27 protein-coding genes, 5 tRNA genes and 1 riboswitch are annotated in these 23946 nt (G+C 31.3%); of the genes, 3 read left to right on the forward strand and 29 right to left on the reverse strand.

The annotated features are described in order from the left end of the window. Positions 1–30 precede the first annotated feature (30 nt). A riboswitch (SAM riboswitch) is annotated at positions 31–133 on the reverse strand. A gap of 108 nt (positions 134–241) precedes the next feature. The 6 genes from KPL37_RS06065 to KPL37_RS06090 all read right to left on the reverse strand — a co-directional run bounded on the left by KPL37_RS06065 (position 242) and on the right by KPL37_RS06090 (position 1503). Next, positions 242–326 (reverse strand) — tRNA-Tyr (locus KPL37_RS06065). A gap of 5 nt (positions 327–331) precedes the next feature. Beyond that, a tRNA-Thr gene (locus tag KPL37_RS06070) sits at positions 332–406 on the reverse strand. Positions 407–438: 32 nt separating this feature from the next. Continuing rightward, positions 439–514 (reverse strand) — tRNA-Val (locus KPL37_RS06075). A 23-nt stretch (positions 515–537) separates the two neighbouring features. After that, positions 538–622 (reverse strand) — tRNA-Tyr (locus KPL37_RS06080). Positions 623–627: 5 nt separating this feature from the next. Next, positions 628–702: transfer RNA gene (locus tag KPL37_RS06085), tRNA-Thr, on the reverse strand. Positions 703–903: 201 nt separating this feature from the next. Then, positions 904–1503: a hypothetical protein gene (locus KPL37_RS06090; RefSeq protein ID WP_216146618.1), complete on the reverse strand. Its 600-nt coding sequence runs from the start codon at positions 1501–1503 to the stop codon at positions 904–906. Between the two features lie 162 nt (positions 1504–1665). Between KPL37_RS06090 and yyaC the strand changes: the two genes are divergently transcribed. After that, positions 1666–2229, forward strand: a complete 564-nt coding sequence (yyaC, locus tag KPL37_RS06095; protein WP_216146627.1) for a spore protease YyaC — start codon at positions 1666–1668, stop codon at positions 2227–2229. A gap of 116 nt (positions 2230–2345) precedes the next feature. On the opposite strand, the gene mreB is transcribed toward yyaC, so the two are convergent. The 19 genes from mreB to KPL37_RS06190 all read right to left on the reverse strand — a co-directional run bounded on the left by mreB (position 2346) and on the right by KPL37_RS06190 (position 19841). Next, complete coding sequence (gene mreB / locus KPL37_RS06100; RefSeq protein WP_216146629.1) at positions 2346–3380, reverse strand: rod shape-determining protein; 1035 nt, start codon at positions 3378–3380, stop codon at positions 2346–2348. A gap of 125 nt (positions 3381–3505) precedes the next feature. Continuing rightward, entirely contained in the window at positions 3506–3760 is a 255-nt protein-coding gene (gene spoIIID / locus KPL37_RS06105) for a sporulation transcriptional regulator SpoIIID (protein WP_216146631.1), read from the reverse strand. Between the two features lie 123 nt (positions 3761–3883). After that, complete coding sequence (locus KPL37_RS06110) at positions 3884–4648, reverse strand: M23 family metallopeptidase (RefSeq protein WP_216146633.1); 765 nt, start codon at positions 4646–4648, stop codon at positions 3884–3886. Positions 4649–4880: 232 nt separating this feature from the next. Further along, positions 4881–5939 carry a stage II sporulation protein D gene (gene spoIID, locus KPL37_RS06115; RefSeq protein WP_216146635.1) on the reverse strand — a complete coding sequence of 353 codons (1059 nt, stop codon included), beginning with the start codon at positions 5937–5939 and terminating at the stop codon, positions 4881–4883. Positions 5940–6177: 238 nt separating this feature from the next. Further along, entirely contained in the window at positions 6178–7443 is a 1266-nt protein-coding gene (gene murA / locus KPL37_RS06120) for a UDP-N-acetylglucosamine 1-carboxyvinyltransferase (RefSeq protein ID WP_216146645.1), read from the reverse strand. A 27-nt stretch (positions 7444–7470) separates the two neighbouring features. Then, entirely contained in the window at positions 7471–8190 is a 720-nt protein-coding gene (locus tag KPL37_RS06125; protein ID WP_216146648.1) for a YwmB family TATA-box binding protein, read from the reverse strand. 358 nt (positions 8191–8548) lie between these two features. Beyond that, positions 8549–8950 carry an ATP synthase F1 subunit epsilon gene (atpC, locus tag KPL37_RS06130; protein ID WP_216146650.1) on the reverse strand — a complete coding sequence of 134 codons (402 nt, stop codon included), beginning with the start codon at positions 8948–8950 and terminating at the stop codon, positions 8549–8551. Between the two features lie 111 nt (positions 8951–9061). Then, entirely contained in the window at positions 9062–10459 is a 1398-nt protein-coding gene (gene atpD / locus KPL37_RS06135) for a F0F1 ATP synthase subunit beta (protein ID WP_216146652.1), read from the reverse strand. Positions 10460–10474: 15 nt separating this feature from the next. After that, positions 10475–11329, reverse strand: a complete 855-nt coding sequence (gene atpG, locus KPL37_RS06140) for an ATP synthase F1 subunit gamma (protein WP_216146654.1) — start codon at positions 11327–11329, stop codon at positions 10475–10477. A 169-nt stretch (positions 11330–11498) separates the two neighbouring features. Then, the gene (atpA, locus tag KPL37_RS06145; protein ID WP_216146656.1) at positions 11499–13016 is read right to left on the reverse strand and encodes a F0F1 ATP synthase subunit alpha; all 1518 of its coding nucleotides are present in this window, start codon (positions 13014–13016) and stop codon (positions 11499–11501) included. A 16-nt stretch (positions 13017–13032) separates the two neighbouring features. Then, the gene (locus tag KPL37_RS06150; protein ID WP_216146658.1) at positions 13033–13566 is read right to left on the reverse strand and encodes a F0F1 ATP synthase subunit delta; all 534 of its coding nucleotides are present in this window, start codon (positions 13564–13566) and stop codon (positions 13033–13035) included. Between the two features lies 1 nt (position 13567). Continuing rightward, on the reverse strand, positions 13568–14053 hold the full coding sequence (locus KPL37_RS06155) for a F0F1 ATP synthase subunit B (RefSeq protein WP_216146660.1): 486 nt from the start codon (positions 14051–14053) through the stop codon (positions 13568–13570). Between the two features lie 60 nt (positions 14054–14113). Continuing rightward, complete coding sequence (atpE, locus tag KPL37_RS06160; RefSeq protein WP_216146662.1) at positions 14114–14356, reverse strand: ATP synthase F0 subunit C; 243 nt, start codon at positions 14354–14356, stop codon at positions 14114–14116. A gap of 33 nt (positions 14357–14389) precedes the next feature. Continuing rightward, positions 14390–15070, reverse strand: coding sequence for a F0F1 ATP synthase subunit A (locus KPL37_RS06165; RefSeq protein WP_216146664.1), 681 nt, complete (start codon positions 15068–15070; stop codon positions 14390–14392). 4 nt (positions 15071–15074) lie between these two features. Beyond that, entirely contained in the window at positions 15075–15449 is a 375-nt protein-coding gene (locus tag KPL37_RS06170; RefSeq protein ID WP_216146673.1) for an ATP synthase subunit I, read from the reverse strand. Positions 15450–16107: 658 nt separating this feature from the next. Then, positions 16108–17235, reverse strand: coding sequence for a non-hydrolyzing UDP-N-acetylglucosamine 2-epimerase (wecB, locus tag KPL37_RS06175; protein WP_216146846.1), 1128 nt, complete (start codon positions 17233–17235; stop codon positions 16108–16110). 87 nt (positions 17236–17322) lie between these two features. Further along, positions 17323–18351, reverse strand: a complete 1029-nt coding sequence (locus KPL37_RS06180) for an MraY family glycosyltransferase (RefSeq protein ID WP_216146675.1) — start codon at positions 18349–18351, stop codon at positions 17323–17325. A 2-nt stretch (positions 18352–18353) separates the two neighbouring features. Continuing rightward, entirely contained in the window at positions 18354–18842 is a 489-nt protein-coding gene (locus tag KPL37_RS06185; protein WP_216146677.1) for a deoxycytidylate deaminase, read from the reverse strand. A gap of 258 nt (positions 18843–19100) precedes the next feature. Then, positions 19101–19841 (reverse strand): ATP-binding protein, encoded by a 741-nt coding sequence (locus KPL37_RS06190; RefSeq protein ID WP_216146680.1) that lies wholly within the window; start codon positions 19839–19841, stop codon positions 19101–19103. Positions 19842–19975: 134 nt separating this feature from the next. Between KPL37_RS06190 and KPL37_RS06195 the strand changes: the two genes are divergently transcribed. Together KPL37_RS06195 and KPL37_RS06200 are read left to right on the forward strand one after the other, a co-directional pair. Next, positions 19976–20671 (forward strand): Crp/Fnr family transcriptional regulator, encoded by a 696-nt coding sequence (locus KPL37_RS06195; RefSeq protein ID WP_216146682.1) that lies wholly within the window; start codon positions 19976–19978, stop codon positions 20669–20671. A 202-nt stretch (positions 20672–20873) separates the two neighbouring features. Further along, entirely contained in the window at positions 20874–21419 is a 546-nt protein-coding gene (locus KPL37_RS06200; protein ID WP_216146684.1) for an NADH peroxidase, read from the forward strand. Between the two features lie 66 nt (positions 21420–21485). On the opposite strand, the gene upp is transcribed toward KPL37_RS06200, so the two are convergent. The 4 genes from upp to KPL37_RS06220 all read right to left on the reverse strand — a co-directional run bounded on the left by upp (position 21486) and on the right by KPL37_RS06220 (position 23927). Next, positions 21486–22115 (reverse strand): uracil phosphoribosyltransferase, encoded by a 630-nt coding sequence (upp, locus tag KPL37_RS06205; RefSeq protein WP_216146686.1) that lies wholly within the window; start codon positions 22113–22115, stop codon positions 21486–21488. Positions 22116–22136: 21 nt separating this feature from the next. Beyond that, entirely contained in the window at positions 22137–22586 is a 450-nt protein-coding gene (rpiB, locus tag KPL37_RS06210; RefSeq protein WP_216146688.1) for a ribose 5-phosphate isomerase B, read from the reverse strand. A gap of 75 nt (positions 22587–22661) precedes the next feature. Then, a complete protein-coding gene (locus KPL37_RS06215) occupies positions 22662–22859 on the reverse strand; it encodes a hypothetical protein (protein ID WP_216146690.1) in 198 nt (65 codons plus the stop codon). A gap of 21 nt (positions 22860–22880) precedes the next feature. Continuing rightward, positions 22881–23927, reverse strand: a complete 1047-nt coding sequence (locus KPL37_RS06220; protein WP_216146704.1) for an L-threonylcarbamoyladenylate synthase — start codon at positions 23925–23927, stop codon at positions 22881–22883. Positions 23928–23946 lie beyond the last annotated feature (19 nt).

The following is a 23946-nucleotide window of genomic DNA, read 5'->3' on the forward strand; positions in this document are numbered from 1 at the left end:
CAAAAATAAGAAGAGGTGTACAAAACATCTCCCTTATCTTGCAGATTATAACTGCAGGAATTGGCACCATGGCGCATAGCACCGGTTGCCGGGTTTCATAGGGCCTTTTTCCCTCCACCTCTCTTGATAAGAGTTATCAATATTAACTTTTCATCATACTACCATATGCAATCATCAGTGTCAACATAGCCTAATCATTTTTAAATTAAATAAGTAAAAAAAGACATCTATTGATGTCTTTTGGTGGAGGAGGATGGATTCGAACCATCGAAACATTACGTAACAGATTTACAGTCTGCCCCCTTTGGCCACTCGGGAACTCCTCCATATTTGGAGCTAGCAATAGGAATTGAACCTACAACCTGCTGATTACAAGTCAGCTGCTCTACCGTTGAGCCATGCTAGCATATACTTATTCGATTATAAAAAATATTGTTATGGTGGGAACAACAGGGTTCGAACCTGTGACCCTCTGCTTGTAAGGCAGATGCTCTCCCAGCTGAGCTATGCTCCCAGAATTAAATAAAATACAATAAATGGTGGAGGAGGATGGATTCGAACCATCGAAACATTACGTAACAGATTTACAGTCTGCCCCCTTTGGCCACTCGGGAACTCCTCCATATGTGGAGCTAGCAATAGGAATTGAACCTACAACCTGCTGATTACAAGTCAGCTGCTCTACCGTTGAGCCATGCTAGCGCATTTTGTTAATACAGTTTTACCGTGTCAACAAGAATTATTATACAACTTAAAATAATTAATTTCAAATTTATTTTCTTTAAATATACGACTCCTTCTCTACATTACTATATCATTCTCATATTTGCTCAGTATTAAACACTAGTTTAACTTTTTTATTTATGAGGTTAATAATCTTTTTTATAACTTACCTAAATATAGTTAGTCCAGTTCTTCTGCCAAGTTCATATCTATAAACCTTCCAGCTAATTTTCGAACTTTGTCATATTCTTTTTCTGATAAATCTTTTTTTAATAATTTAAGTGCTTTCAGAACTCCATCCTCTGCATCCTTAGCATATAAATATCCTTGCACTTTCTTATACTCCTCTTTATTAAGCTTCATACTTATACATAGTAACTTGATTTTATCAGAAGAAGTTAACTTTTCTTTTATTTTAGATGCAGATACTTTAAAAACCGATTTTTCATTTTTTTCTATATAGTTATAATAATTCTCTAGACTATTCTTATCCCCATCATTTTTTTTAATATCAACATCCGATGAAATTATGTTTGAATTACTACCATATCCCTTTTTATCTTCACTTTTATAATTATTGCTCAATTTTTTATCCTGCCTATTATCCTTTATCATAACTTTAACTGCATTATTATTAGTTATTCTTGAATTAGAAAGTTCCTTATACTCAGCCACTTCAGATTTATGCAAATTATTAACATAGTAATCACTTGAAACCATGATAATCACACTTACTAAAGTAGAGAATATAATAATGAATAATGAATTTATTCTTTTCATTACAATATCACCTCAAATTATTATTATATATAGATTACTTGCCAATTAATAATTTTTTTATTCTTTATCATAATAATATTCGGAATTTATTCATATAAATGATTCATAGGTAACTAAATAAAAATTGTTTTTCAAAGGTAGAAATACAAGGAGGTATATTTCTTGAGTAAAGCTAAAACCCATTATAAAGATCCTTTAGCATACTATACAATTTCTAATTTTTTAAAAGACTATATTGACGAAAATACTCTAATTGTTTGCATAGGTACCGATAGATGTATAGGTGACTGCCTCGGACCTTTGGTTGGTACCTTTTTAAAAAACAGCTCCTTTCCATTGCCCGTTTATGGCACTATAGATAATCCAATTCACGCCTTAAACATAGATAGTAAATTATCTGAAATAAATGCAAAACACCCAAACTGCACTATAATAGGCGTTGATGCATGTCTTGGAGATATTTCAAACATTGGTGAACTCCAAGCTAGAAATTATCCAATTCATCCTGGTAAAGGCGTAGGTAAAAATCTTCCTAAAGTAGGAAGTGTTTCATTAATTGGCATAGTAGATTCAAGTGATAATAGTGAATTATTCACTAATAGAAACATAAGGCTTAGTCTAGTAATGGAAATTGCCAATGTTTTAAGCCGTTCCCTTATACATTCATATTATTTATATTCACTTAACAATGATCAAAATAATTTAATTCCCATTACTACACTCTAATTAATGACATAGTATTATTGGTATTCTCTTTGATTTTTATTTTAAAAATATAAAAAATAAGCAATACAATTATTGAAATAATTGTATTGCTTATTTTTATAGCTTGTTTACACTTTTTACTTTGATAAATAATTATTATATCCACTAGCTGAATTTTCTAATTTATCCATATATTCCAATACTTTACCTGTTCCCAGTGCTACACATGATATCGGATCCTCAGCCAAATATACTGGAACTTTAGTAACTTCTTGTATTAGCTTGTCGAGTCCCTTTAGCAATGAACCTCCACCAGTCATAACTATACCTTTATCTGCTATATCAGCTGATAACTCAGGTGGTGTTTTTTCTAACACCGAATGTGCACATCCCGCTATTTGTGATACTGCCTCTTTTAAAGCTTCTCTCATTTCTTCGGATGTTACTGCGAGATTTTTCGGAAGTCCTGTAACTAAGTCCCTCCCTCTTATCTCCATACTTTCTTCTTCATCTTGTCTATAGGCACAACCTATATTGATTTTTAAGTCCTCTGCGGTTCTCTCACCAATCATTAATTTATGCTTTTTCCTAATGTATTTTATGATATTTTCATCAAATTTATCTCCAGCTACTTTAATGGACTCACGTACAACCATGCCCCCTAAAGAAATAACTGCAATATCAGTAGTCCCTCCACCAATATCAATAACCATATTACCACTCGCTTTACCAATGTCGAGTCCTGCTCCTATTGCTGCCGCTAAAGGTTCTTCTATAAGTTGAACTTTTTTAGCTCCTGCATTTCTTGCTGCATCTTCAACCGCTCTTCTTTCCACTTCAGTTGACTCACAAGGGACGCAAATCACAACCTTTGGGGCGGATATTCTTCTTTTACCACAAGCCTTCTTTATAAAGTGCTTTAACATTTTCTCAGTTATATCATAATCTGAAATAACCCCGTCCCTCATAGGACGTATTGCCACAATGTTTCCTGGCGTTCTTCCTATCATTTGCCTAGCTTCTTCTCCAACTGCTAGTACCCTATTGCTATTTCTATCTATGGCAACAACAGAAGGTTCTTTTAAAATAACGCCTTTTCCTTTTATATATACAAGTACTGTTGCTGTTCCTAAATCAATTCCCATGTCTGTTCCCATTTTTAAAAAAAACATCTCAAAACTCACTCCTGCTCTTTAGTATATTAGATAATTAAATTATACTAAACTCTATTACATAAATCCATAAAAATATCCTTTTTTACCAATAATATTTTTTTGTAGTTATAATTTGAAATGTTTTACCCTTCAATTGCCTTATATTTAAGTCTAGTTGCCCTTCCACCCCTGATATGTCTTTCAGCTTTATTTAAATCTAAAATTGTTTTTGCCTGACTAGCAATTTTAGGATTTAATGTCGGTAATCTCTCCGTCATATCCTTGTGTATAGTACTCTTGCTAACCCCAAACACCTTTGCGGTTCTTCTTATTGTAGATTTTGACTCAATAATATACTTAGCAACTTCTAATACTCGGTCTTCAATATAGTCTTTCAAAGTGTTACCTCCTAAACCCTTCTATATTAATAAATATGCAATACCTTGCTTTTAAATTCCATTCCAATTAGTCATCTGACCATATATTTCGGAAAAACAACTAATTGAGATGGTTATTGGTTTTTATTTTGTTTTTCCAGGTTGGTATTTATCATATTTTACATATTTCGCAGGATCGATATTCGAATTGTTTTGCAAAACTTCAAAATGTAAATGAGAACCATATACTTCTTTATATGAATTTAAACTAGTGTTTCCCACTGTACCAATTTGCTGTTTGCTGCTTACTTTATCACCCTTTTTTACTAATATTTCTTCATTTAAACTAGTATATTTAGTAACCAGGCCATTTTGATGATCTATTACAACCATCTTTCCATTTTGACCTGCAACATCAGTACCAACTTCTTTAACTATTCCGTCCATTACCGCAACTACAGGTTCACCTGTTTTAGCTTGGATATCAATTCCTAAATTTGTTCTATAGCTTGCATCAGTCTTGAACACTACTGAATCAATTTCTTTTGAATATGCTCTTGCGAGTAGCCCATTAGCTACTGGATTTGCAAATTGAGCATTAACTGAACTAGAAACTGCAGCGGTTGCTACATTTTTCGTGTTAGGTACCGGTTTAAGTTCTTTAGTCTTAGCTATATTTTCTTTTTTCACTTGAAGAGCACCATCATATTCCTTTTGGTTCACTTTAGCTACATTACTTGCATTAGCTTGTTCTTTTTGTACTGCTTCCTGAGTACTTGTAATTTTCTTGTTGTTATTTGCTGTTATAGATGCCACTGTAGCTACTATACATAAACATACAAATAAAATTACGTAGAAGCCCTCCTTCTTGAAAAAGTTTAACGCCTTATTGTTTGAGTTTTTATCCATACAAACACCTCCATTTGTATTTTTGTCCATAATTTAATAAAACATACATTTTTTATTAAATTATTTTACTTTTATTTAATATTTTAGATGTTTAATCCTTTTATAAATCAAGATATTACCATTTCCTGATTTAAATATTTAAAATTTTATTTAAATATGTGGATTTATCCACATAAAATTTTAGGCCGGTTAAACCTCTATATAGGATAACCAGCCTTATTTATATGATTTTTTATTTAGATATGGCAGTGCCTTGATAATAATGAGTTAAAATATCAATATAATTTTCTCCTTTTTTCGCCATAGCATCTGCGCCATATTGACTCATTCCCACATCATGACCGTATCCACTACAATCTATTTCTAAACTACTTGAATTAAACTTTATTATAAAATTTGATGATTTTAAACCAAGCATTGTTCTAAATTTACTTCCTGTCATAGTTATGCTTCCTACCTTAATGTTCTTAACACTTCCAGCCTGAGTTCTATCAATTATTATTACCTGATTTCTAATGTTAGAAGCGTATACTCTCGCATTGTAGTAATTGTTGTTTATAATTTGACTTAACTCTTTATAATTAAAAGTTTTGCTACTTTTAGTATTTTTTAATTTTTCTTCGCCCGGGCTTTCTACACTCCTTAAATAAGGCACACTCGTAGTGAATACATCCTCAGAATTTTCTGTTTTACCACTACTTGTAGAAAAATAATATGGCTCCATTACCAAGTTATCATTATATGTTAAAACTTCACCTGCCGTTGCTTCAACTGCATTCTTAATCTTATTCCAATATCCCTCACCTTTAACTCTTCCCCATACTTTTATACGTTCATTTTTGGTCATATAAACTTGGCAGTGAACTGTATCACATACATCAGCTCCTTTTCCGTTTTTACATCCTGCTCCACCTAATTGAGCAACATGAGCTAAAGCATAAGTTCTCGCAGCCACTGCTTGAGCTTTTATTGCTTCTATCTCAAAACCAACAGGCATTTCCGATGCTACAACCCCAGTGACATAATCTTCTAAATTAACTTCTTTTATAGTGTTTTCCTTTGTAATAAACACCTTAACTTTAGTAACCTTTGGCATTAAATCATATTTTATAACGCTTTTATTATCTACTGATTTAATTACAGTGCTTTTATTTTCATCTTTGTGTATATTTATATTTTTATTATTTCCAACCCCCACTATTAACAAAGAAGTTATAATTATAAACGCAATAAATGCAATGATTAATATAAAAATATTTTTTAAATGTATTGTACTAAAAACTTTTCTCATTTTTTTCTCCCTCTCGTTATAAACAAGTTTTACTCTATACATATTAAATAAATACAAAAAGTATTACTTTTTAAATCCGTTGAACCTAGATCGGATAATAAACCTTATAGAATTTTAAATAACATTATAAAAAAATCGGAATATATGGTTATCTTATATACTCCAATTCTCCTATTTTAAACTAAAATTTTTTTCATATTTGTTATTTATTTAAACTTCAAATTTCACTAAACTTATATTATTTATTAAAATGCACTCTTTCTATATCTGCGCCTAAGCCTCTTAATTTCTTTTCAATTGAGACATACCCTCTATCAATATGATATATATCCTTTATCGTAGTCGTGCCCTCTGCTGTGAGCCCTGCAAGTATCAATGCTGCCCCAGCTCTCAAATCTGTAGCTGTAACCTCTGAGCCTGTAAATGTGTCTATACCTTCAATTACCGCACTTCTACCATCTATTTTTATATTTGCTCCCATTCTCTTAAGCTCTACAGCATGCATGAACCTATTTTCAAAAATGGTTTCTGTAATTATACTTGTACCTTTTACTGTACATAATAAACTCATCATCTGCGCTTGCATATCAGTTGGAAATCCGGGATATGGCATTGTTTTTAAATCTATAGGATTTAACATTTGCCTGCCATCAACTATTACACTATTTTTATTAATTTCTATCGCTACTCCCATTTCTGTGAGCTTTGCTATTATTGGCTTTGAATGGATTTCATCAACCCCATTAATTTTAATTACGCTTTTTGTTATTGCTGCAATTATCATAAATGTACCTGCCTCTATTCTGTCATATATCGGCTTATGAACAACTTCTTTAAAATCTTTTACTCCTATTATCCTTATAGTATCTGTTCCTTCTCCATCAATTTTCGCTCCCATCGCCCTTAAAAATATTGCTAAATCAACAATTTCTGGTTCCTCTGCTGCATTTCCTATTATTGTTTCACCCTGAGCAAGTGTCGCTGCCATCATTATATTTTCCGTAGCACCAACTGATGGGTAATCTAAATAAATATTACTTCCTATTAGTTTTTTTGATTTTGCTTCTACATATCCATGGCCTACCGACACTTCTGCACCTAATGCAGATAATCCCTTTAAATGAAGATCAATTGGCCTAGTTCCAATATTACATCCACCAGGAAGAGAAATTTTAAAACTTCCAAATCGCCCAAGCATTGGACCCATTATTAAGAAAGATGCTCTCATCTTCCTTACTAATTCGTCGTTAGCTCCGTTATCAAATATATTAGCAGTATTTATTTTAACCCTTTTATTAATTTTGTCTATACTAATATCAGCCTTAAGAGATTTTAAAACATCACAAATTACAAATACATCTTCTAGCATTGGCGTATTTTCAATAGTACAATTATTACCATTTAATATAGTTGCTGCAAGTATAGGAAGGACAGAATTTTTAGCTGCACTTATATTTACTTCACCTGCTAATTTTTTTCCACCTTTTATAATCAATCTATCCATTCATTTCCTCCATATTATTGATAATTTTTAATAAGTTGTAATTATTTCAGGTGTACCTATAATAATGTACTTTCCTGATGAATAACTACATACAGCATAATTAAAATCAATTAACTTGTTATTAATTACCTTCTCATCATATCTTGCTGTATATGCCATAGTACTTAATCCATTATTTAAGCTAACAGTCTCAATATTTTCAGTCCCATGAGATTTAAGAATTTTTATTATTTTTTGATTAATAGCTTTAATATTATTTATTTCTACATTTTTAGTGTTTTCTTCAATTTTAGCCTTTAAGTATTGAAAATATTTAACATTTTTACCTCTATAGCCAATGCTATCACCAACTTTATTTTTAAGAGATACCAATCCATTTTCACTACTTACGTTACTTATGTTTATCGTTATAAGACTCTTGTTTTTGAATTTCAAAGCCTCCACGTATCCATTTGAACTTTCACTTGAGAAATATACACAGTATGAATCTTTATTATCAGATGTACTTAATATTATTTTTTTATTATTAAGATTTAATGCTGAAATTAAATAGTTACAAATCTCCTTCGGATCCTCTTGAGTTTCGAAACATGTTTTTAGACCATATTCTACAGTTTTACTTTTAGTTTGGATTAATATTTCATCAAATAAATTAAGATTTTCATGTGCATTAGTGAGTCTAACATTAATTTGCAAAATAATCATACTTAGTACTATACACAAAAGCGTTATACCTTTTTTTCTCATTTTAGTCCCCCTACCCTTTAATTTAAATTACTATCAATACTCAAATTCTTGACAATAATTTACTTTTTTATTCTATAACTAATTGTTTTTATTTTTCATCCAATTAATAAAATTATCCCCCAGCACAAGTGCAAAGAGGGCTATTTTATTTAAAATATAGGTAGGGTGTATAACGTTAATTAAACTTTATATATATCTTTTCTTTATACTACTAATATATATAATTTCAATTAAAATGTGCTTAAAATAATTTGATCTTAACCGCTTAAATCATTTGAAAATTTCTATCAAATCAACTTTAGTTTATTTTTAAGCATAAAAAAATGAAGATAAATTAATATCTTCATTTTTTTAGTTTCTAATTTTTTGTCTTAAGTCTCATAATCGACCTTAAAACAGCACCCTCTGCTCGTTTTAAATTAATTTCTTGACTATCATCATTCAATCTTTTCTCTGCTCTTTTTTTAGCCTCATTTGCTCTTTGAGCATCTATATCTTCTGGCCACTCACAGGCACTACATAACATTTCTACTTGGCCTTTGAGAACTCTTAAAACACCAGTTGATGTAAAAGCTTTCAACTCTTTACCATCAACCTGTGTGAATGTTGTAACAGTTGGTTTTAATTGAGATATCATAGGGATATGATTCGCAAGAATTCCAAATACACCTTCATCACTTTGCGAGTTAAGGACCACAACATCACCACTATAAAACTCCTTTTCAGGAGTAATCATAGTAAGCTTTATATGATTTTTCATAAAATAACACCGACCTTCCTATGTACATATTCTTAAAGATTAATTAATAATTTTTACTAGTTATCTTAAATGAAATAAGTAACATAATGGCTAATTGCTTACCAAAAAACATTATTGATTAGCCAAAGTCTTCGCTTTCTCTACTGCCTCTTCTATAGAACCAACAAACATAAATGCAGCTTCAGGTAATTTATCATGTTTTCCTTCAAGAATTTCTTTAAAACCTCTCACGGTTTCTTTTACTGGTACAAATTTACCTTTCATTCCAGTAAACTGTTCAGCTACTGTAAATGGTTGAGATAAGAATCTTTGTACTTTTCTTGCTCTTGTTACTACTAATTTATCTTCTTCAGATAATTCATCCATACCAAGTATTGCAATAATATCTTGAAGTTCTTTATATCTTTCAAGTATATGCTTAACCTCTATCGTAACATCATAATGTTCCCTACCAACTATTCTAGGATCAAGCATCGTTGATGTCGATTCTAATGGATCTACTGCCGGGTATATACCAAGTTCAACTATTCCTCTCGAGAGTACTGTAGTAGCATCAAGATGTGTAAATGTAGTTGCCGGAGCAGGATCTGTAAAATCATCTGCTGGTACATACACTGCCTGAACAGATGTAATTGAACCTTGCTTTGTAGATGTGATTCTCTCTTGTAATTGTCCCATTTCTGTAGCAAGTGTTGGTTGGTAACCAACAGCACTTGGTATTCTTCCAAGTAGTGCAGAAACCTCCGAACCAGCTTGCGTAAATCTAAAAATATTATCTATAAACAATAATACATCCTTACCTTGATCTCTAAAATTTTCGCACATAGTAAGACCAGTTAACGCAACTCTCATCCTAGCGCCAGGTGGTTCATTCATTTGACCAAAAACCAAAGCAGTTTTTGAAATAACCCCTGACTCCTTCATTTCATTATAAAGATCGTTTCCTTCTCTTGTTCTCTCACCAACACCAGTAAATACCGAAAGACCATTATGCTCTTTTGCAATATTATTCATAAGTTCTTGTATGAGAACAGTTTTGCCAACTCCTGCACCACCCAAAAGGCCAATTTTTCCACCTTTTTGATATGGCGCTATAAGATCTATTACCTTAATTCCTGTTTCAAATACTTCTGGTTCAACCGATTGCTCTGCAAATGTTGGAGCTAACCTATGAATAGGCATATACTTATCTACCTTAACTTCACCCATTTCATCCACAGGTTTTCCAAGAACATTAAATAACCTTCCAAGAACCACATCTCCAACTGGCACCATTATTGGGTGCTCTGTATCAATAGCATCTAGTCCTCGTCTTAAGCCTTCTGTACCTTCCATAGCTATCGCTCTTACAATATCATCACCGATATGTTGTTCAACCTCAGCTACAATTACTCTATCTTTCATCTGAATTTCAATACTATTATAAATGTTAGGAAGACTGTCTGAGTCAAACTTTATATCTATAACCGGTCCTATTACTTGAACTACTTTGCCTATATGTCCTGCCATTAATCTCGCTCCTTTCTACTTTAGAGCCTCCGCTCCTCCGACTATTTCTGAAATTTCTTGCGTAATTGAATATTGTCTACTTCTATTATATTTCAGATTAAGTTTATCAAGTATGTCATTAGCATTTTCAGTGGCTGATCCCATAGATTCCATTCTAGATTTGTGCTCACTTGCTTTTGAATGTAACATTGAATTTAGTGTTTTACCACCTAAAAATAAGGTCGTTATTTCATATAATGCTTTTTCATCTATTGCTTCAATATTTACATACTCTTTATTCGTATTTTCTTCATCTTCAAAATTTAGAGGAAGTAACTTTTCAATTTTAACTTCATTTTTCAGTGCTGTTATAAGTTTTTTATAAACAATATAAACCTCACCTATTTCATTATTATTGTACATGTTGAACGCATGATTAATAATGGTAGTGGCTTCTTTTTGAGTAGGAACATCTGAAATATCGACATATTCAGCCACAGTTTCAATATTGAGCTTTTTAAATATAACTCTTCCCTTATGACCTACTACAATTATGCTGTGTTCTTCCTTATTACTCTCTAATTTACTTGTCAATTCATTTACTATTGCCCAATTAAAGCCGCCACAAAGACCTGTATCCGAAGTCAAAACAACATACATTTTCTTACTACTTTTGTTCCCTTTTATATAGATACTATCCTCGCCATAATTACCTTTAACTTGTTTCATAACTTCCTCAAGCTTATCTACATAATTATTATTAGCATCCAATTTTTTTCTTATCTTTTGGTATTTAGATGTCGAAACTAATCCCATTGCTTTTGTAATTTTCGTAGTATTTGTTATAGATCTTATTCTTCGTTTAATTGCAACAAGCCCTGCACCTGCCATGTTTCACCTCTCTTTAGTCTTGACTATATATTATCAATGCCATTTAGCTCTGATAATATATAGTCAAGACTAATTAATTATAGCTTAAAAGTGCTATATTAATTGATTACTTATATTTTTTTAATTAAATTCTTCTCTTTACTTATCTTTATAGATTAAACTCTTCGCTTTACTTATCATCAATAGAGAATGTTTCTTTAAATTCATCTATAGCCTCAGTAAGTTGTTGTTTTAATTTATCATCTAATACTTTGTTTGTAATTATTGTTTTACCTATTTCTCCATGATGTGTATCCATAAACTCAAAAAATTCTTTTTCAAATCGTGTTATTTGAGATACTGGAATATCTGCAAGATGGTTACTAGATCCCGCAAAGAAAATCATAACTTGTTTTTCTACCGGTACTGGCGAATATTGATCTTGCCTTAATATCTCCATTAATCTTTTACCCTTTTCCAGCCTCATTTTAGCATCTTTATCAAGATCCGTTCCAAATTGAGCAAAAGCCGCAAGTTCTCTATATTGAGCAAGCTCAAGTCTTAAAGTTCCTGTAACTTGTTTCATCGCTTTAATTTGTGCATTCCCACCAACTCTTGATACAGATATTCCAGCATTAATTGCTGGTCTTTGCCCTGAATGGAACAATTCAGCTTCAAGGAATATTTGTCCATCTGTTATAGAGATAACATTTGTTGGTATGTATGCAGTAACATCCCCTGCAAGTGTTTCTATTATGGGAAGTGCAGTTAATGAACCTCCACCTAATTTATCTGAAAGTTTTGCAGCTCTTTCTAACAATCTTGAATGGATATAAAATATGTCTCCAGGATATGCTTCTCTACCTGGTGGTCTACGAAGTAATAATGACATAGCTCTATAAGCTACAGCATGTTTAGATAAATCATCATAAACTATTAATACATTCTTACCATTATGCATAAAGAATTCGCCCATTGTACATCCAGCATAAGGTGCCAAATATTGAAGTGGCGCTGAATGCGAAGCTGTAGATGCTACAACTATTGTATAATCCATAGCTCCCATTTCAGATAGTGTATTAACAATATGCGCAACTGTAGATTGTTTTTGACCAATGGCAACATATATACATATAACATCTTTGCCCTTTTGATTTATAATAGTATCTGTAGTTAAAGCAGTTTTACCTGTTTGTCTATCTCCAATTATAAGTTCTCTTTGTCCTCTTCCAATTGGCACCATAGAGTCTATTGCTTTAATTCCAGTTTGAAGCGGTTCTTTAACTGATTGTCTTGAAATAACTCCAGGTGCTATTACCTCAACTGGTCTTGTCTCTGTAGTTTTAATTGGTCCTTTACCATCTATTGGTACACCTAATGCATCAACAACTCTCCCTATTAAAGCATCACCTACAGGAACTTCTACAACCTTACCAGTTCTTTTTACTATGTCACCTTCTTTGATTCCCTCTTCTGGTCCTAAAAGCACACATCCTACGTTATCTTGTTCCAAATTCAATGCCATACCAAATACGCCACTAGGGAACTCTAAAAGTTCATTTTCCATACATTCATCTAATCCATAAACTCTTGCAATTCCATCACCTATCTGAATTATTGTTCCAGAATCGACAGTTTCAATTGTTTTTTTATAACCTTCGATTTCTTTTTTTATTATGGATGTTATTTCTTCTGGTTTTATATTCATAAACTCACCTCTTTTCCTATTTAAACATTAATTTTTTCATTTCATCTAATTTGCTCTGTATTGTACCATCAATAACGTCATCGCCGATTCTTATATATAATCCACCAATAACTTTTTTATCTAATTTTTCATCGAAAATAATTTTTTTATTATACATCTTTGCTAGTTTAAGTCTCAAATTTTCCCTTTCAGTTTCTATAAGAGGAATCACTGTTTTAACTTCTGCGAGTAGTGTATTGGTACGCTCTAGATGTATTTTTTCCATTTCTTTAAGGTTTGCATCAAGAAACAATATTCTATCTTTTTCTATAAGTATAAGCAAAAATGATAACAAACCATCATCGATTTTACCTTTGAAAATTTTAGTGAACATTTCCTTTTTTTTAGATGTGCCTATCTTAGGATGTTTAATAACATTTAGGAAATCAACATCATTTTTAATAAGTGAAACAATTTGCCGCATATTATCTAAATATTCTTCTACTTTACCTTTTTCCTGTGCAACTTCATATAGTGCTAATGCATATCTTTTATATAAGTATTCATACATTTTAGCTACCTACCTTAACAATAAAATCTTCTATTAATTTTCTATGCTCTTTTTCATCAATATGCTTTTCAAGAGCTTTTTCAGATAATATTAAAGATAAATCTATAACTTGCTTTTGAATTTCACTTATTGCCTTTTCTTTTTCTCTTTCTATTTCAATTCTAGACCTCTCAATAATTGTAGCTGACTCTTTTTTTGCATCATCAATGATTTCTTGAGAAACACTTTGCGCTTTAACCTTATACTCTTCTACTATGTCTCTTCCTTTTGTCTTTGAATCATGTAATAATTTATCTTTTTCTATTCTTGAAATTTCTGCTTTTTCTTCATTATCTTTAGCATTTTGAATAGATGTGTTTATTCCATTTCTTCTCTCATCCATTATCTTATTTAATGGCTTGCTAAAAAAGTGCTTTAAGATAAATAACAATATAATAAAATTTATTATTGTGAATATAATTGTAGATACATTTGCGTTTAAATTCATAATCTATTAAAGCCCCCTTTAGGCCTAATTTCAAAATTTTTCGTTTTGATATATACCATATTATTTAAATGCTAAAATTAATGCTATTAGGAATGCATAAATAGCTGTAGCTTCTGAAAATGCTGCACCTATAACTAATGTACTAATTATAGACCCTTTAGCTTCTGGTTGTCTTGAGACACCCTCTACAGCTTTAGCTGCGGCATTACCTGTTCCTATTCCTCCACCTATACATCCTATTGCTGCAATACCTGCACCTATTGCAGACATTCCTGTAATTATTGCTGCTGAATCTAAAACCATAATATATTCCTCCTTAATTTTTAAAAACTAAATTTAGTGTTCTGCTATGACTTTTATATTAACCATAGTTAACATAACAAAAATAACCATTTGTATAAGTCCATCAAATAAATCAAAATAAAAATGTAATGGTATTGGGACTAATAGTTGAGCAAATCCATTCAAACTAGCTAAACTTGTATATGCCAAATCTAATATTACAACACCTGCAGTCATATTTCCAAATAACCTAAAACTCAACGATACTGGAAGCATTATCCTTTCCATTAGATTAATTGGTAATATAAATGCATATGGTTCAGCATATCCTTTAAAATAATGACCTACTCCTATCTTCTTAATAGCAAACCACTGAACAACAACGAATGTTATTAATGCTAGTGCTAATGATACACTATAATCTACTGTTGCAGGTGCAAAACCTACCAATCCAGTTACATTTAAAAAGCCTAAAAAGATTGCTAGCGTTCCTATATAAGGCACAAAGCCCATATATTCTTCTCCCATATTATTTCTAACAAGGTTGTTTATTGCATCCATAATCATTTCTATTATGTTTTGCTTCTTATCAGGAATTATTTTTAAGTTTCTTATAAAGCATACACAAAATATTGCTATTAAAGCTATTATGCACCACTGAATAAATATACTTTCTACAATCCCAATGCTGTAACCAAAGAATTTAATATGAAATAACGGCACTATTTTTTCCATTATATCACTTCCCCTCAATGTCTTTATTTTTTATTCCGTAATACACTAAAGATATAAACTGCGCACTATACCCGAAGATATAAGCAATTATATTGAACATATTGTGTCTACCAATAGCAAACCCAATAACACTCACTAAGAAAACTCTTATAAAAGACCCTGCTACAATCATGCCTTTACCTTTTAAATTTTTACTATTAAGAGAATACTCTACCGTAATACCATTAACATAAAGATTCATTAGTGCTATTATTATCCCTAACAAAAAAAATAATGCATATGATTTAGCTGTAAAATAAATTATTATAATAAAAATCAAAGAAATAAAGAAATCATATATAGCAATTTTTTTAAACATGTTCCGAAAATCACTATTCACTTTTACTTCTCCTTATTTTCTAACAATATTGTAATTATAGTCTACTAATTTTCATAAATAAAACTCCAAAATGTTTTATATATTGGATTTTAAAGTCATATTCGTTAACTTTTTCGTTAAAATAGTGTCATTCCTCTATATACCTCTATATTATAGTTTATTACGACTAAACAACAAGTTTATACTTATATTATTCAATTAAACTATTTTTTAGTAATATTGTGAACTTTCTTAACATTCATAATATTACATCGCACGTTCCAATGTCAATGGGTTTTATTAACTTTGTTATATTCATTTTATTTAGTTAAACATTTACAAAAGGTTTAACTGTGTATATATTACCACTTTATTATATTGTTTTTTAAGAACAATTGCAACTTATGATTTTTAATAATTCACTTTTTTCTTTATCTAATTGACATTTCATATTATATTCACAAGTCTTTACTTCATATATACATCTCTTTTAGCATATTTAAATAGTACTAGGCTTTCAAATACCTTATATTAAGATAAGACATCTGGTCTGTTATTACACTTGATATGACTTATACAGACTTACGAACTTTTATTTTATTTATTAATATTATGAAAAAAAATAAAACTAAGGATTTAATTCTTAGTTTTATCCAATAAGATTTAAATTGAAACGTTGTTAAATCTTCTCCTTGGTTGCTGCACTGTCGTTAAAGTAGTTTACCAGTGCATCCACTATCTTAACTGAGGCATTTCCATCGCCATAAGGATTAATTGATTTACTCATGTCGTTATACTTCTGTGCATTTCTAATTAACTTATTGGCTTCTAGTACTATTGTGTCTATGTCTATTCCGACCAGTCTTACTGTTCCTGCGCTCAGGGCTTCTACCCTCTCCGTAACATCTCTAAGAACTAAGACTGGTTTTCCTAAATGAGGCGCCTCTTCTTGAATTCCTCCTGAATCGGTCATTACAAGATAACATTTTTTCATTAAATTATGAATTTCCCTAGTATCTATAGGACTAAGCAGGTGTATTCTAGAAACATCCTTTAAAATACTGTAAACCACGTCTTTAACTACTGGATTGGGATGAACAAAATACAATACTTCTACATCTATGTTTTCTTCAACAATGATTTTCAAAGCTTTACATATATTTTCAATTCCAATTCCCCAATTTTCCCTTCTATGAGCTGTAACCATTATAATTTTTTTGTTTTTAAAATCAATTGAATTTAGCTTACAATTTTCAAAAACATAATTATCTTTTATTGTATATTTCATAGCATCTATAACTGTATTCCCTGTAACAAAAATGTTTTTTTCGTCTATTCCCTCTCGTAATAAATTTTCTCTAGAGATAGTTGTTGGCGCAAAGTGTAACTCCGTTAAGGCACCAGTCAACTTTCTATTAATCTCTTCAGGATAAGGTGAATATTTGTTGTGGCTTCTAAGACCTGCTTCTACATGTCCTACGGGTATTTTTCTATAAAATGCTGCAAGCGCTGCCGCAAAAGTAGTAGTAGTATCTCCATGTACAAGCACCATATTCGGTTTTTCTTTATCAAAAATTTCCTCAAGTCCAGAAAGTACAGAACACGTTATACCCGTTAAACTTTGTTTTGTCTTCATTATGTTTAAATCATACTCAGGTTTTATGTTGAAAATTTCAAGAACCTGGTCCAATATTTCTCTATGCTGCGCTGTAACACACACCTTACATTGTATTTGAGGAACTTTTTCTAATTCCTTAATTAGAGGTGCCATCTTTATGGCTTCCGGCCTCGTACCAAATATGACCATAATTTTAATATTCTCCACCAGATACCTCCTAAATAAATTTAAATTATTATCACATATAAACTACGAAACTATACAATAATATATAACTTAATCCTTTTGCTCAAATATACCATATTTCCAAGCGACTAAAACAGTAATAACTCCTACCGATGCTAATAAAAAATATGCCCTTTGTGTACTGATTTGCATAGCTATTATGGCAATTCCACCTAGAATAGCACTTATAAAATACATGATAACAACTGCTTGTTTTTGGCTGAGTCCCATGGCTAAGAGCCTATGATGCAAGTGTCCTTTATCCGCTTGCATTATAGGTTTACCATGAACTTTTCGTCTTATCATAGCAAAAAGTGTGTCATAAATAGGTAATGCAAACGCTAAAATAGGTACTGCGATTACAAAAGCCGTCGCAGATTTAATTGCTCCTTCAATTGAAATAGCAGCTAAAAGAAACCCTAATAATTGAGAGCCGGTATCCCCCATAAATATAGATGCTGGATTAAAATTATATGGTAAAAAGCCTAAAATCGCACCACTTAAGACCGCTGTTAGAAATGCAGGTTCGAGTCTTCCGCTAAGTATTGAAACTATCATTAAAGTAACACATGATATAAATGCTATACCTGCTGCTAATCCATCTAATCCATCAATTAAGTTAAATGCATTAGTAACACCTACAATCCATATTATAGTTACTGGTATGTCAATCCACCCCATGCTTATAAAAGGATAAAACTCCCTAAAAGGATTAGTTATCATTGATATTTTCACACCTGACATAACTAGACATATAGCCCCTATAATTTGTATAAGGAGTTTATATCTAGGCCTTAAATCTTTAATATCATCTATAATTCCGCCAATTACAATTATAGTCGCACCAATAATTATCCCCGTTTGAGAGGTTGTTAAAATCCCATTATATAAAATTACTCCTAAAACAAAAGCTATATATATGGCTAGACCACCCATAACTGGAACAGGCTTCGTATGAACTCTTCTTGCATCTTTAGGAATATCAATGGCATTAACCCTTATTGCTAATTTCTTAACTAAAGGTGTAAATATAGCAGAAATTAAAGCTGTAATAATTGCTAAAATATAGAAATTACTCATAATTAATATCCACCATCACCTTGAATTGAGTCATCATTTTCTATCCATTCCTGTACAAATACGCTCTTGTATTTTATTTTATCTTCTCTAACTATAACTTTCTCTATCCCTGCATTAATTATAAATCTCTTACACAAAGAACATGGAGATGCATTTTCAACTAATTCCCCGCTGCTTACTTCTTTACCCACCAAATAAAGCGTTGCCCCTAACATATCACTTCGCCTAGATGATATAATTGCATTTTGCTCTGCATGAACTGATCTACAAAGCTCGTATCTTGTCCCTCTTGGAACTTTTAATTCTTCTCTTCTACATACACCTAAATCGCAACAATTTTTTCTTCCTCTAGGTGCTCCCGAATATCCGGTAGACATAATCTCATCATTTTTCACTATAATAGCAGCAAAATTTCTGCGCAGGCAAGTTCCTCTCTCTAATATAGTTTCGCATATATCCAAATAATAATTATGCTTATCAATTCTCTCCATAATTATACCTCATATAACATATTTTAATTATAGATAAAAAATCAAATATTAAATTTATACTTTAATATTACATTTATAATCTAATAATCAATCTCTATTATTTTACACTAAAACAATAAAAATTTAAAGTGTTTGATAAACTATATATGTTAAATTACTATAAAGTAAAAAAAGCCTATATTATTATAACTATATAATATAGGCTTTTCTCAGCAGGCTTACGACTAAACTAGTTATGATTTTATAATTAAAACAAGACTATATTATTACTCCATTTATACCAATAGTTATCTCTTTATACGGAACTATTACTCTAGTTTTAAGCATAGCTTCCTTTACAGAATTAACAATACCAGCACAACAAGGTACTTCCATTCTAACAACAGTAATACTTTTTATTTCATTATTTTCTAAAATTTCAGCAATTTTATCTCTATAATATTCATTATCATCAAGCTTCGGGCAACCTATTAAAGTTATTTTTCCTTCAATAAACTCCTTATGGAAATTTCCGTAAGCATAAGCAGTACAATCTGCAGCAATTAATATATCTGCACCTTTTAGAAATTCTGCCTTTGAGTTAACTAACTTTAGCTGTACAGGCCATTGATTTAGCATTGAAGTCGCAGATTCTTCTGCGTTCGTGTTTACTATGGCTTTTGCTTGTTTTAAATTAGAATTTATATTTCTTTTTATAGATTTTTCCATTGTACCAGGGCATCCAAAATGTAGCTCACCCTTCTTATCTTCTTTATTATTACTTTGCTCTTTTTTATTTAAAACAGCTTCAACATCATAACTCACAGCGTCTCTCTGAATTATTTTAATAGCATCAACTGGGCATTCCGGCAGGCAATCACCTAATCCATCACAATATTCATCACTTATTAATTTAGCCTTACCATCTAAAAGTTCTATAGCTCCTTCATGACAGGCATTTATACATAATCCACAACCATTACATTTACTTTCATCTATTTTAATGATATTTCTTTTCATTTTAAAACCTCCCAAATTTTTAAATATATTTGCTTACTAATTAGTTTTCGATTGACTGTATATGATTATTATATTAAAATTACTTATGATAGTATGTAACTCATGTTACCAAAATAATATTTAAGGGTGATTTTATGGACAATTTAGTAAACAATTTAAAACACTGTATTTTATTTAAAGGTTTAACTTCTCTAGAGCTTCAAAATTTAATTATAAATATAAACTATTCAATTTCTGATAACTCTAAAAATAGTGATGAATTCAACACATCTATAGTAGCCCTTGAGGGTGATATCTGTAACTCATTAGGAATTGTCATAGAAGGTGAACTAGAGGTTCAAAAACATTATGCTAGCGGAAAAATTGTTACCCTAGCAAAATTAAATAAAGGAAAAATTTTTGGTGAAGCAATAGCTTTCTCAGAGACAAATATATATCCCGCTACTATAATCTCATCTATTGGTTCAATAATACTCTATATTTCAAAAAAAGATGTTATATCTATGTGTAGCTCATATCCTATAGTATTGAATAATTTCATGCAATTGTTATCTAGTAAAATCCTTCTATTAAATCGAAAAATTAAAGAACTATCTTTTGAAACTTTAAGACAAAAAATATCTAACTATTTATTATCTCAATATGAAATTCAAAAAAATTTAGATTTAGTACTTCCTATGTCAAGGAAAAATTTGGCTGAGCATCTTGGTGTACAAAGACCATCTCTTTCAAGGGAACTTGTTAATATGAAAAGTGATGGGTTAATAGATTTTAATAAAAATCTGTTTCAAATAAAAGATTTAAATGGAATTGAGGACATTCTAATTTGATCCAATTGTCGAATATTGCCGAACTCTTTCTTAAAAGACATTAAATTTTACTTGATAATTATTATCCGTTGTTGTATAGTAGTAATTGTAGCAAAGATAAATATTAATTTTTATTCTATTTAGCAAATTATATAACTAATATATGAGAGGATTCAATTTATAATTGTTATCTTACTCAAAGAAATACGAGGGGGAAATATATATGAAGAAATTTGTTTGTACAGTATGTGGATATATCTATGAAGGGGAATCTGCACCTGATGTCTGTCCTGTTTGTGGAGCTAAAAGTGATAAATTTGTAGAGAAAACTGAAGGCGCAATGGAATGGGCAGATGAACATAAAGTTGGAGTTGCCAAAGGAGTAGATGCTGAAGTTGTAGAAGGATTGAGAGCTAACTTCGTTGGAGAGTGTAGTGAGGTTGGTATGTACTTAGCAATGAGTCGTCAAGCTGATAGAGAAGGTTTCCCAGAAGTTGCAGAAGCTTATAAAAGAATTGCCTTTGAGGAAGCTGATCACGCTTCAAAATTTGCAGAAATGCTTGGAGAAGTAGTGACAGGTGATACTAAGAAAAATCTTGAAATGAGAGTTGATGCAGAACATGGCGCTTGTCAAGGTAAAAAAGATTTAGCTACTTTAGCTAAAAAACTTAACTATGATGCTATACACGATACAGTACATGAAATGTGTAAAGATGAAGCTCGTCATGGTTGTGCATTCCAGGGATTACTTAATAGATATTTCAAATAAGACAATATAAATTTAAAAAGCAACTTACAGAAATTTTTCTGTAAGTTGCTTTTTATTATTACCTTTTTATTTAGTTCCAAATAATCTGTCTCCAGCATCCCCAAGACCTGGCACAATATATCCTTGTTCATTTAGTTTTTCATCAATTGAAGCTGCATATATATCTACATCTGGATGCGCGTCACTAATAGCTTTAATTCCTTCAGGTGCTGCTATAAGACACATAATTCTTATATTCTTTGCTCCTCTTTTCTTAAGAGCTGAAATTGCATCTATTGCAGAACCACCAGTCGCAATCATAGGATCCGTAATTATTACATCTCTTTCACTAATGTCCTGAGGCAATTTACAGAAATACTCAACTGGTTGAAGTGTTTCCTCATCCCTATACATTCCTATGTGTCCAACCTTAGCTGCTGGTATAAGCTTAAGAACACCATCAACCATTCCAAGGCCCGCTCTAAGTATAGGTACTATAGCCATTTTCTTTCCAGCTAGAACTTTACATTTAGTCGTGCAAATAGGAGTTTCGATTTCTACTTCTTCGACTTGTATATCACGTGTAACTTCATAAGCCATAAGCATAGCAACCTCTTCAACTAGCTCTCTAAAATATTTCGAACCTGTATTTTTGTCCCTTATGTATGCCAATTTATGTTGTATAAGTGGGTGTGTGATTTGTGTTACTTTACTCATAATGTATTTCCTCCTAATATTTTATTTACTATATTTTTTTTCAATTTCAGTAATTTTATCAATTCTTCTTTGATGCCTTTCTCCTAAGAATTTAGCATTTATAAAAGTATCTACTATGTCTATTGCTAATCCTATTCCGGTAGTTCGTTCTCCAAGTGTAAGTATGTTAGCATTATTATGTTCACGCGTTGCATGGGCACTAAAAGTATCACCACATAATGCAGCCCGTATTCCAGGTACTTTATTAGCACAAATGCTTACTCCAATCCCTGTACCACATACGAGTATTCCAAGTTTAAAGTTTCCTGCTACTACTTCCTCCGCAACCTTTAGTGCATAATCCGGATAATCACAGGAATCTTCAGTATGAGTACCAAAGTCTGTTACCTCAATATTTTTACTCTTTAGGTGTTTAATTATTTCTTTTTTCAAGTTCAAACCACCATGATCACTACCCAATGCTATTCTCATTATAAAGCACCTCCAAATTTTTTTTGTTATAATATATAATATTACAAAAAAAGAAGATATCGGCATTTAAATAAACTATTCAAATGCTACTATCTTCCATATCTTATCAAATAATAAATACACATTATTTTTTGAAGCTTTAATTTGTTTTGAAGAAAATAAAATATTTCTAATTTGGGGGACTATATTATTTACAATACATATTTTATTGAAAATAGCTTCTAATATATAGCTTCTTTTCATTTTTTCATTACAAACATATAATATATCCATAGTCATCCTCCTTATATTTTCCTATACGTAAGTTATATCAAAACCTGCAGATTTCTTAAGCCTATTCATTATAGCATATCCTAGGCCCTTTTCCTCAAAGGCTTCTGATAATATTAAATCTACATCTATAGCATCAAAACTCCTTAAAACTTCAAATAGGTTTCTACCCACGGTCTCTAACTGTTTTCTATCTCCTAAGGAAACAACAGTGCCAAAAGGATATCTATCTTTAGTTTCGTCTGTTGCAATAATCCCTATTTTTTTGTTGCCCATATTAGTTTGCACTATTTCATTGATTTTTGCAATAGTTTTCTCTATGTCTCCACATATAATTTTTACTGGAGCTTTTGGTGCATAATGTCTATACTTCATACCAGGTGCCTTAGGCTTAAAATCTTTTTTTGGTTTAGACATTACATTCTTATCAATATATATATCCTCATCTATATCTCTTAGCATCTCAATAGTTATAGCTCCTGGTCTAAGTATACAAAGTGGAGTGCAAGTGCAATCAACTATTGTTGACTCAATGCCTATTGGGCTTTTCTCTCCACCTAGAATATATTCTATCTTTCCACTTAAATCTTCAATACAACTTTCCACCTCTGTAGGGCTAGGTCTACCAGATATATTAGCTGATGGAGCCGCAATAGGTGTTCCAGCTGCTTCAATAAGTTTTCTCGCAATAACGCTTGATGGCATACGTATGCCTACAGTATCAAGGCCCGCACTTGTAGTATTTGGAACCAAATCAGATTTATTGAAAATTAGTGTTATTGGTCCTGGCCAGTATTTACTCATTATTTCCTTAGCTATATCGGGTACTTCTTTAACTAAGCACTCTATATTGCGATTAGCTACATGTACAATAAGTGGATTATCCTGTGGTCTACCTTTAGCCTTAAAAATTTTTTCTACAGCTGTCTTGTCTAATGCATTTGCTCCAAGGCCATAAACCGTTTCTGTTGGGAAAGCAACTAATCCACCATTTTTTATAACTAGACCTGCTTCATTAACTATGTCTTGCGCTATATTATTTACATCTAAAATCACAATCTTTGTATCCATCCTTACACCTCTTAGTTTT

Origin of the sequence: Clostridium frigoris (assembly GCF_018861865.1) — a bacterium.
GTDB classification, from domain to species: Bacteria; Bacillota; Clostridia; order Clostridiales; family Clostridiaceae; genus Clostridium_AD; species Clostridium_AD frigoris.

Coding starts and splice junctions, on each gene's coding strand:
- KPL37_RS06090 (WP_216146618.1), bottom strand. CDS start 1,503: ATGAAAAGAATAAATTCATTATTCATTATTATATTCTCTACTTTAGTA.
- mreB (WP_216146629.1), bottom strand. CDS start 3,380: ATGTTTTTTTTAAAAATGGGAACAGACATGGGAATTGATTTAGGAACA.
- KPL37_RS06110 (WP_216146633.1), bottom strand. CDS start 4,648: ATGGATAAAAACTCAAACAATAAGGCGTTAAACTTTTTCAAGAAGGAG.
- spoIID (WP_216146635.1), bottom strand. CDS start 5,939: ATGAGAAAAGTTTTTAGTACAATACATTTAAAAAATATTTTTATATTA.
- murA (WP_216146645.1), bottom strand. CDS start 7,443: ATGGATAGATTGATTATAAAAGGTGGAAAAAAATTAGCAGGTGAAGTA.
- KPL37_RS06125 (WP_216146648.1), bottom strand. CDS start 8,190: ATGAGAAAAAAAGGTATAACGCTTTTGTGTATAGTACTAAGTATGATT.
- atpC (WP_216146650.1), bottom strand. CDS start 8,950: ATGAAAAATCATATAAAGCTTACTATGATTACTCCTGAAAAGGAGTTT.
- atpD (WP_216146652.1), bottom strand. CDS start 10,459: ATGGCAGGACATATAGGCAAAGTAGTTCAAGTAATAGGACCGGTTATA.
- atpG (WP_216146654.1), bottom strand. CDS start 11,329: ATGGCAGGTGCAGGGCTTGTTGCAATTAAACGAAGAATAAGATCTATA.
- atpA (WP_216146656.1), bottom strand. CDS start 13,016: ATGAATATAAAACCAGAAGAAATAACATCCATAATAAAAAAAGAAATC.
- KPL37_RS06150 (WP_216146658.1), bottom strand. CDS start 13,566: ATGTATGAATACTTATATAAAAGATATGCATTAGCACTATATGAAGTT.
- KPL37_RS06155 (WP_216146660.1), bottom strand. CDS start 14,053: ATGAATTTAAACGCAAATGTATCTACAATTATATTCACAATAATAAAT.
- atpE (WP_216146662.1), bottom strand. CDS start 14,356: ATGGTTTTAGATTCAGCAGCAATAATTACAGGAATGTCTGCAATAGGT.
- KPL37_RS06165 (WP_216146664.1), bottom strand. CDS start 15,070: ATGGAAAAAATAGTGCCGTTATTTCATATTAAATTCTTTGGTTACAGC.
- wecB (WP_216146846.1), bottom strand. CDS start 17,235: ATGGTCATATTTGGTACGAGGCCGGAAGCCATAAAGATGGCACCTCTA.
- KPL37_RS06180 (WP_216146675.1), bottom strand. CDS start 18,351: ATGAGTAATTTCTATATTTTAGCAATTATTACAGCTTTAATTTCTGCT.
- KPL37_RS06185 (WP_216146677.1), bottom strand. CDS start 18,842: ATGGAGAGAATTGATAAGCATAATTATTATTTGGATATATGCGAAACT.
- KPL37_RS06190 (WP_216146680.1), bottom strand. CDS start 19,841: ATGAAAAGAAATATCATTAAAATAGATGAAAGTAAATGTAATGGTTGT.
- KPL37_RS06195 (WP_216146682.1), top strand. CDS start 19,976: ATGGACAATTTAGTAAACAATTTAAAACACTGTATTTTATTTAAAGGT.
- KPL37_RS06200 (WP_216146684.1), top strand. CDS start 20,874: ATGAAGAAATTTGTTTGTACAGTATGTGGATATATCTATGAAGGGGAA.
- upp (WP_216146686.1), bottom strand. CDS start 22,115: ATGAGTAAAGTAACACAAATCACACACCCACTTATACAACATAAATTG.
- rpiB (WP_216146688.1), bottom strand. CDS start 22,586: ATGAGAATAGCATTGGGTAGTGATCATGGTGGTTTGAACTTGAAAAAA.
- KPL37_RS06215 (WP_216146690.1), bottom strand. CDS start 22,859: ATGGATATATTATATGTTTGTAATGAAAAAATGAAAAGAAGCTATATA.
- KPL37_RS06220 (WP_216146704.1), bottom strand. CDS start 23,927: ATGGATACAAAGATTGTGATTTTAGATGTAAATAATATAGCGCAAGAC.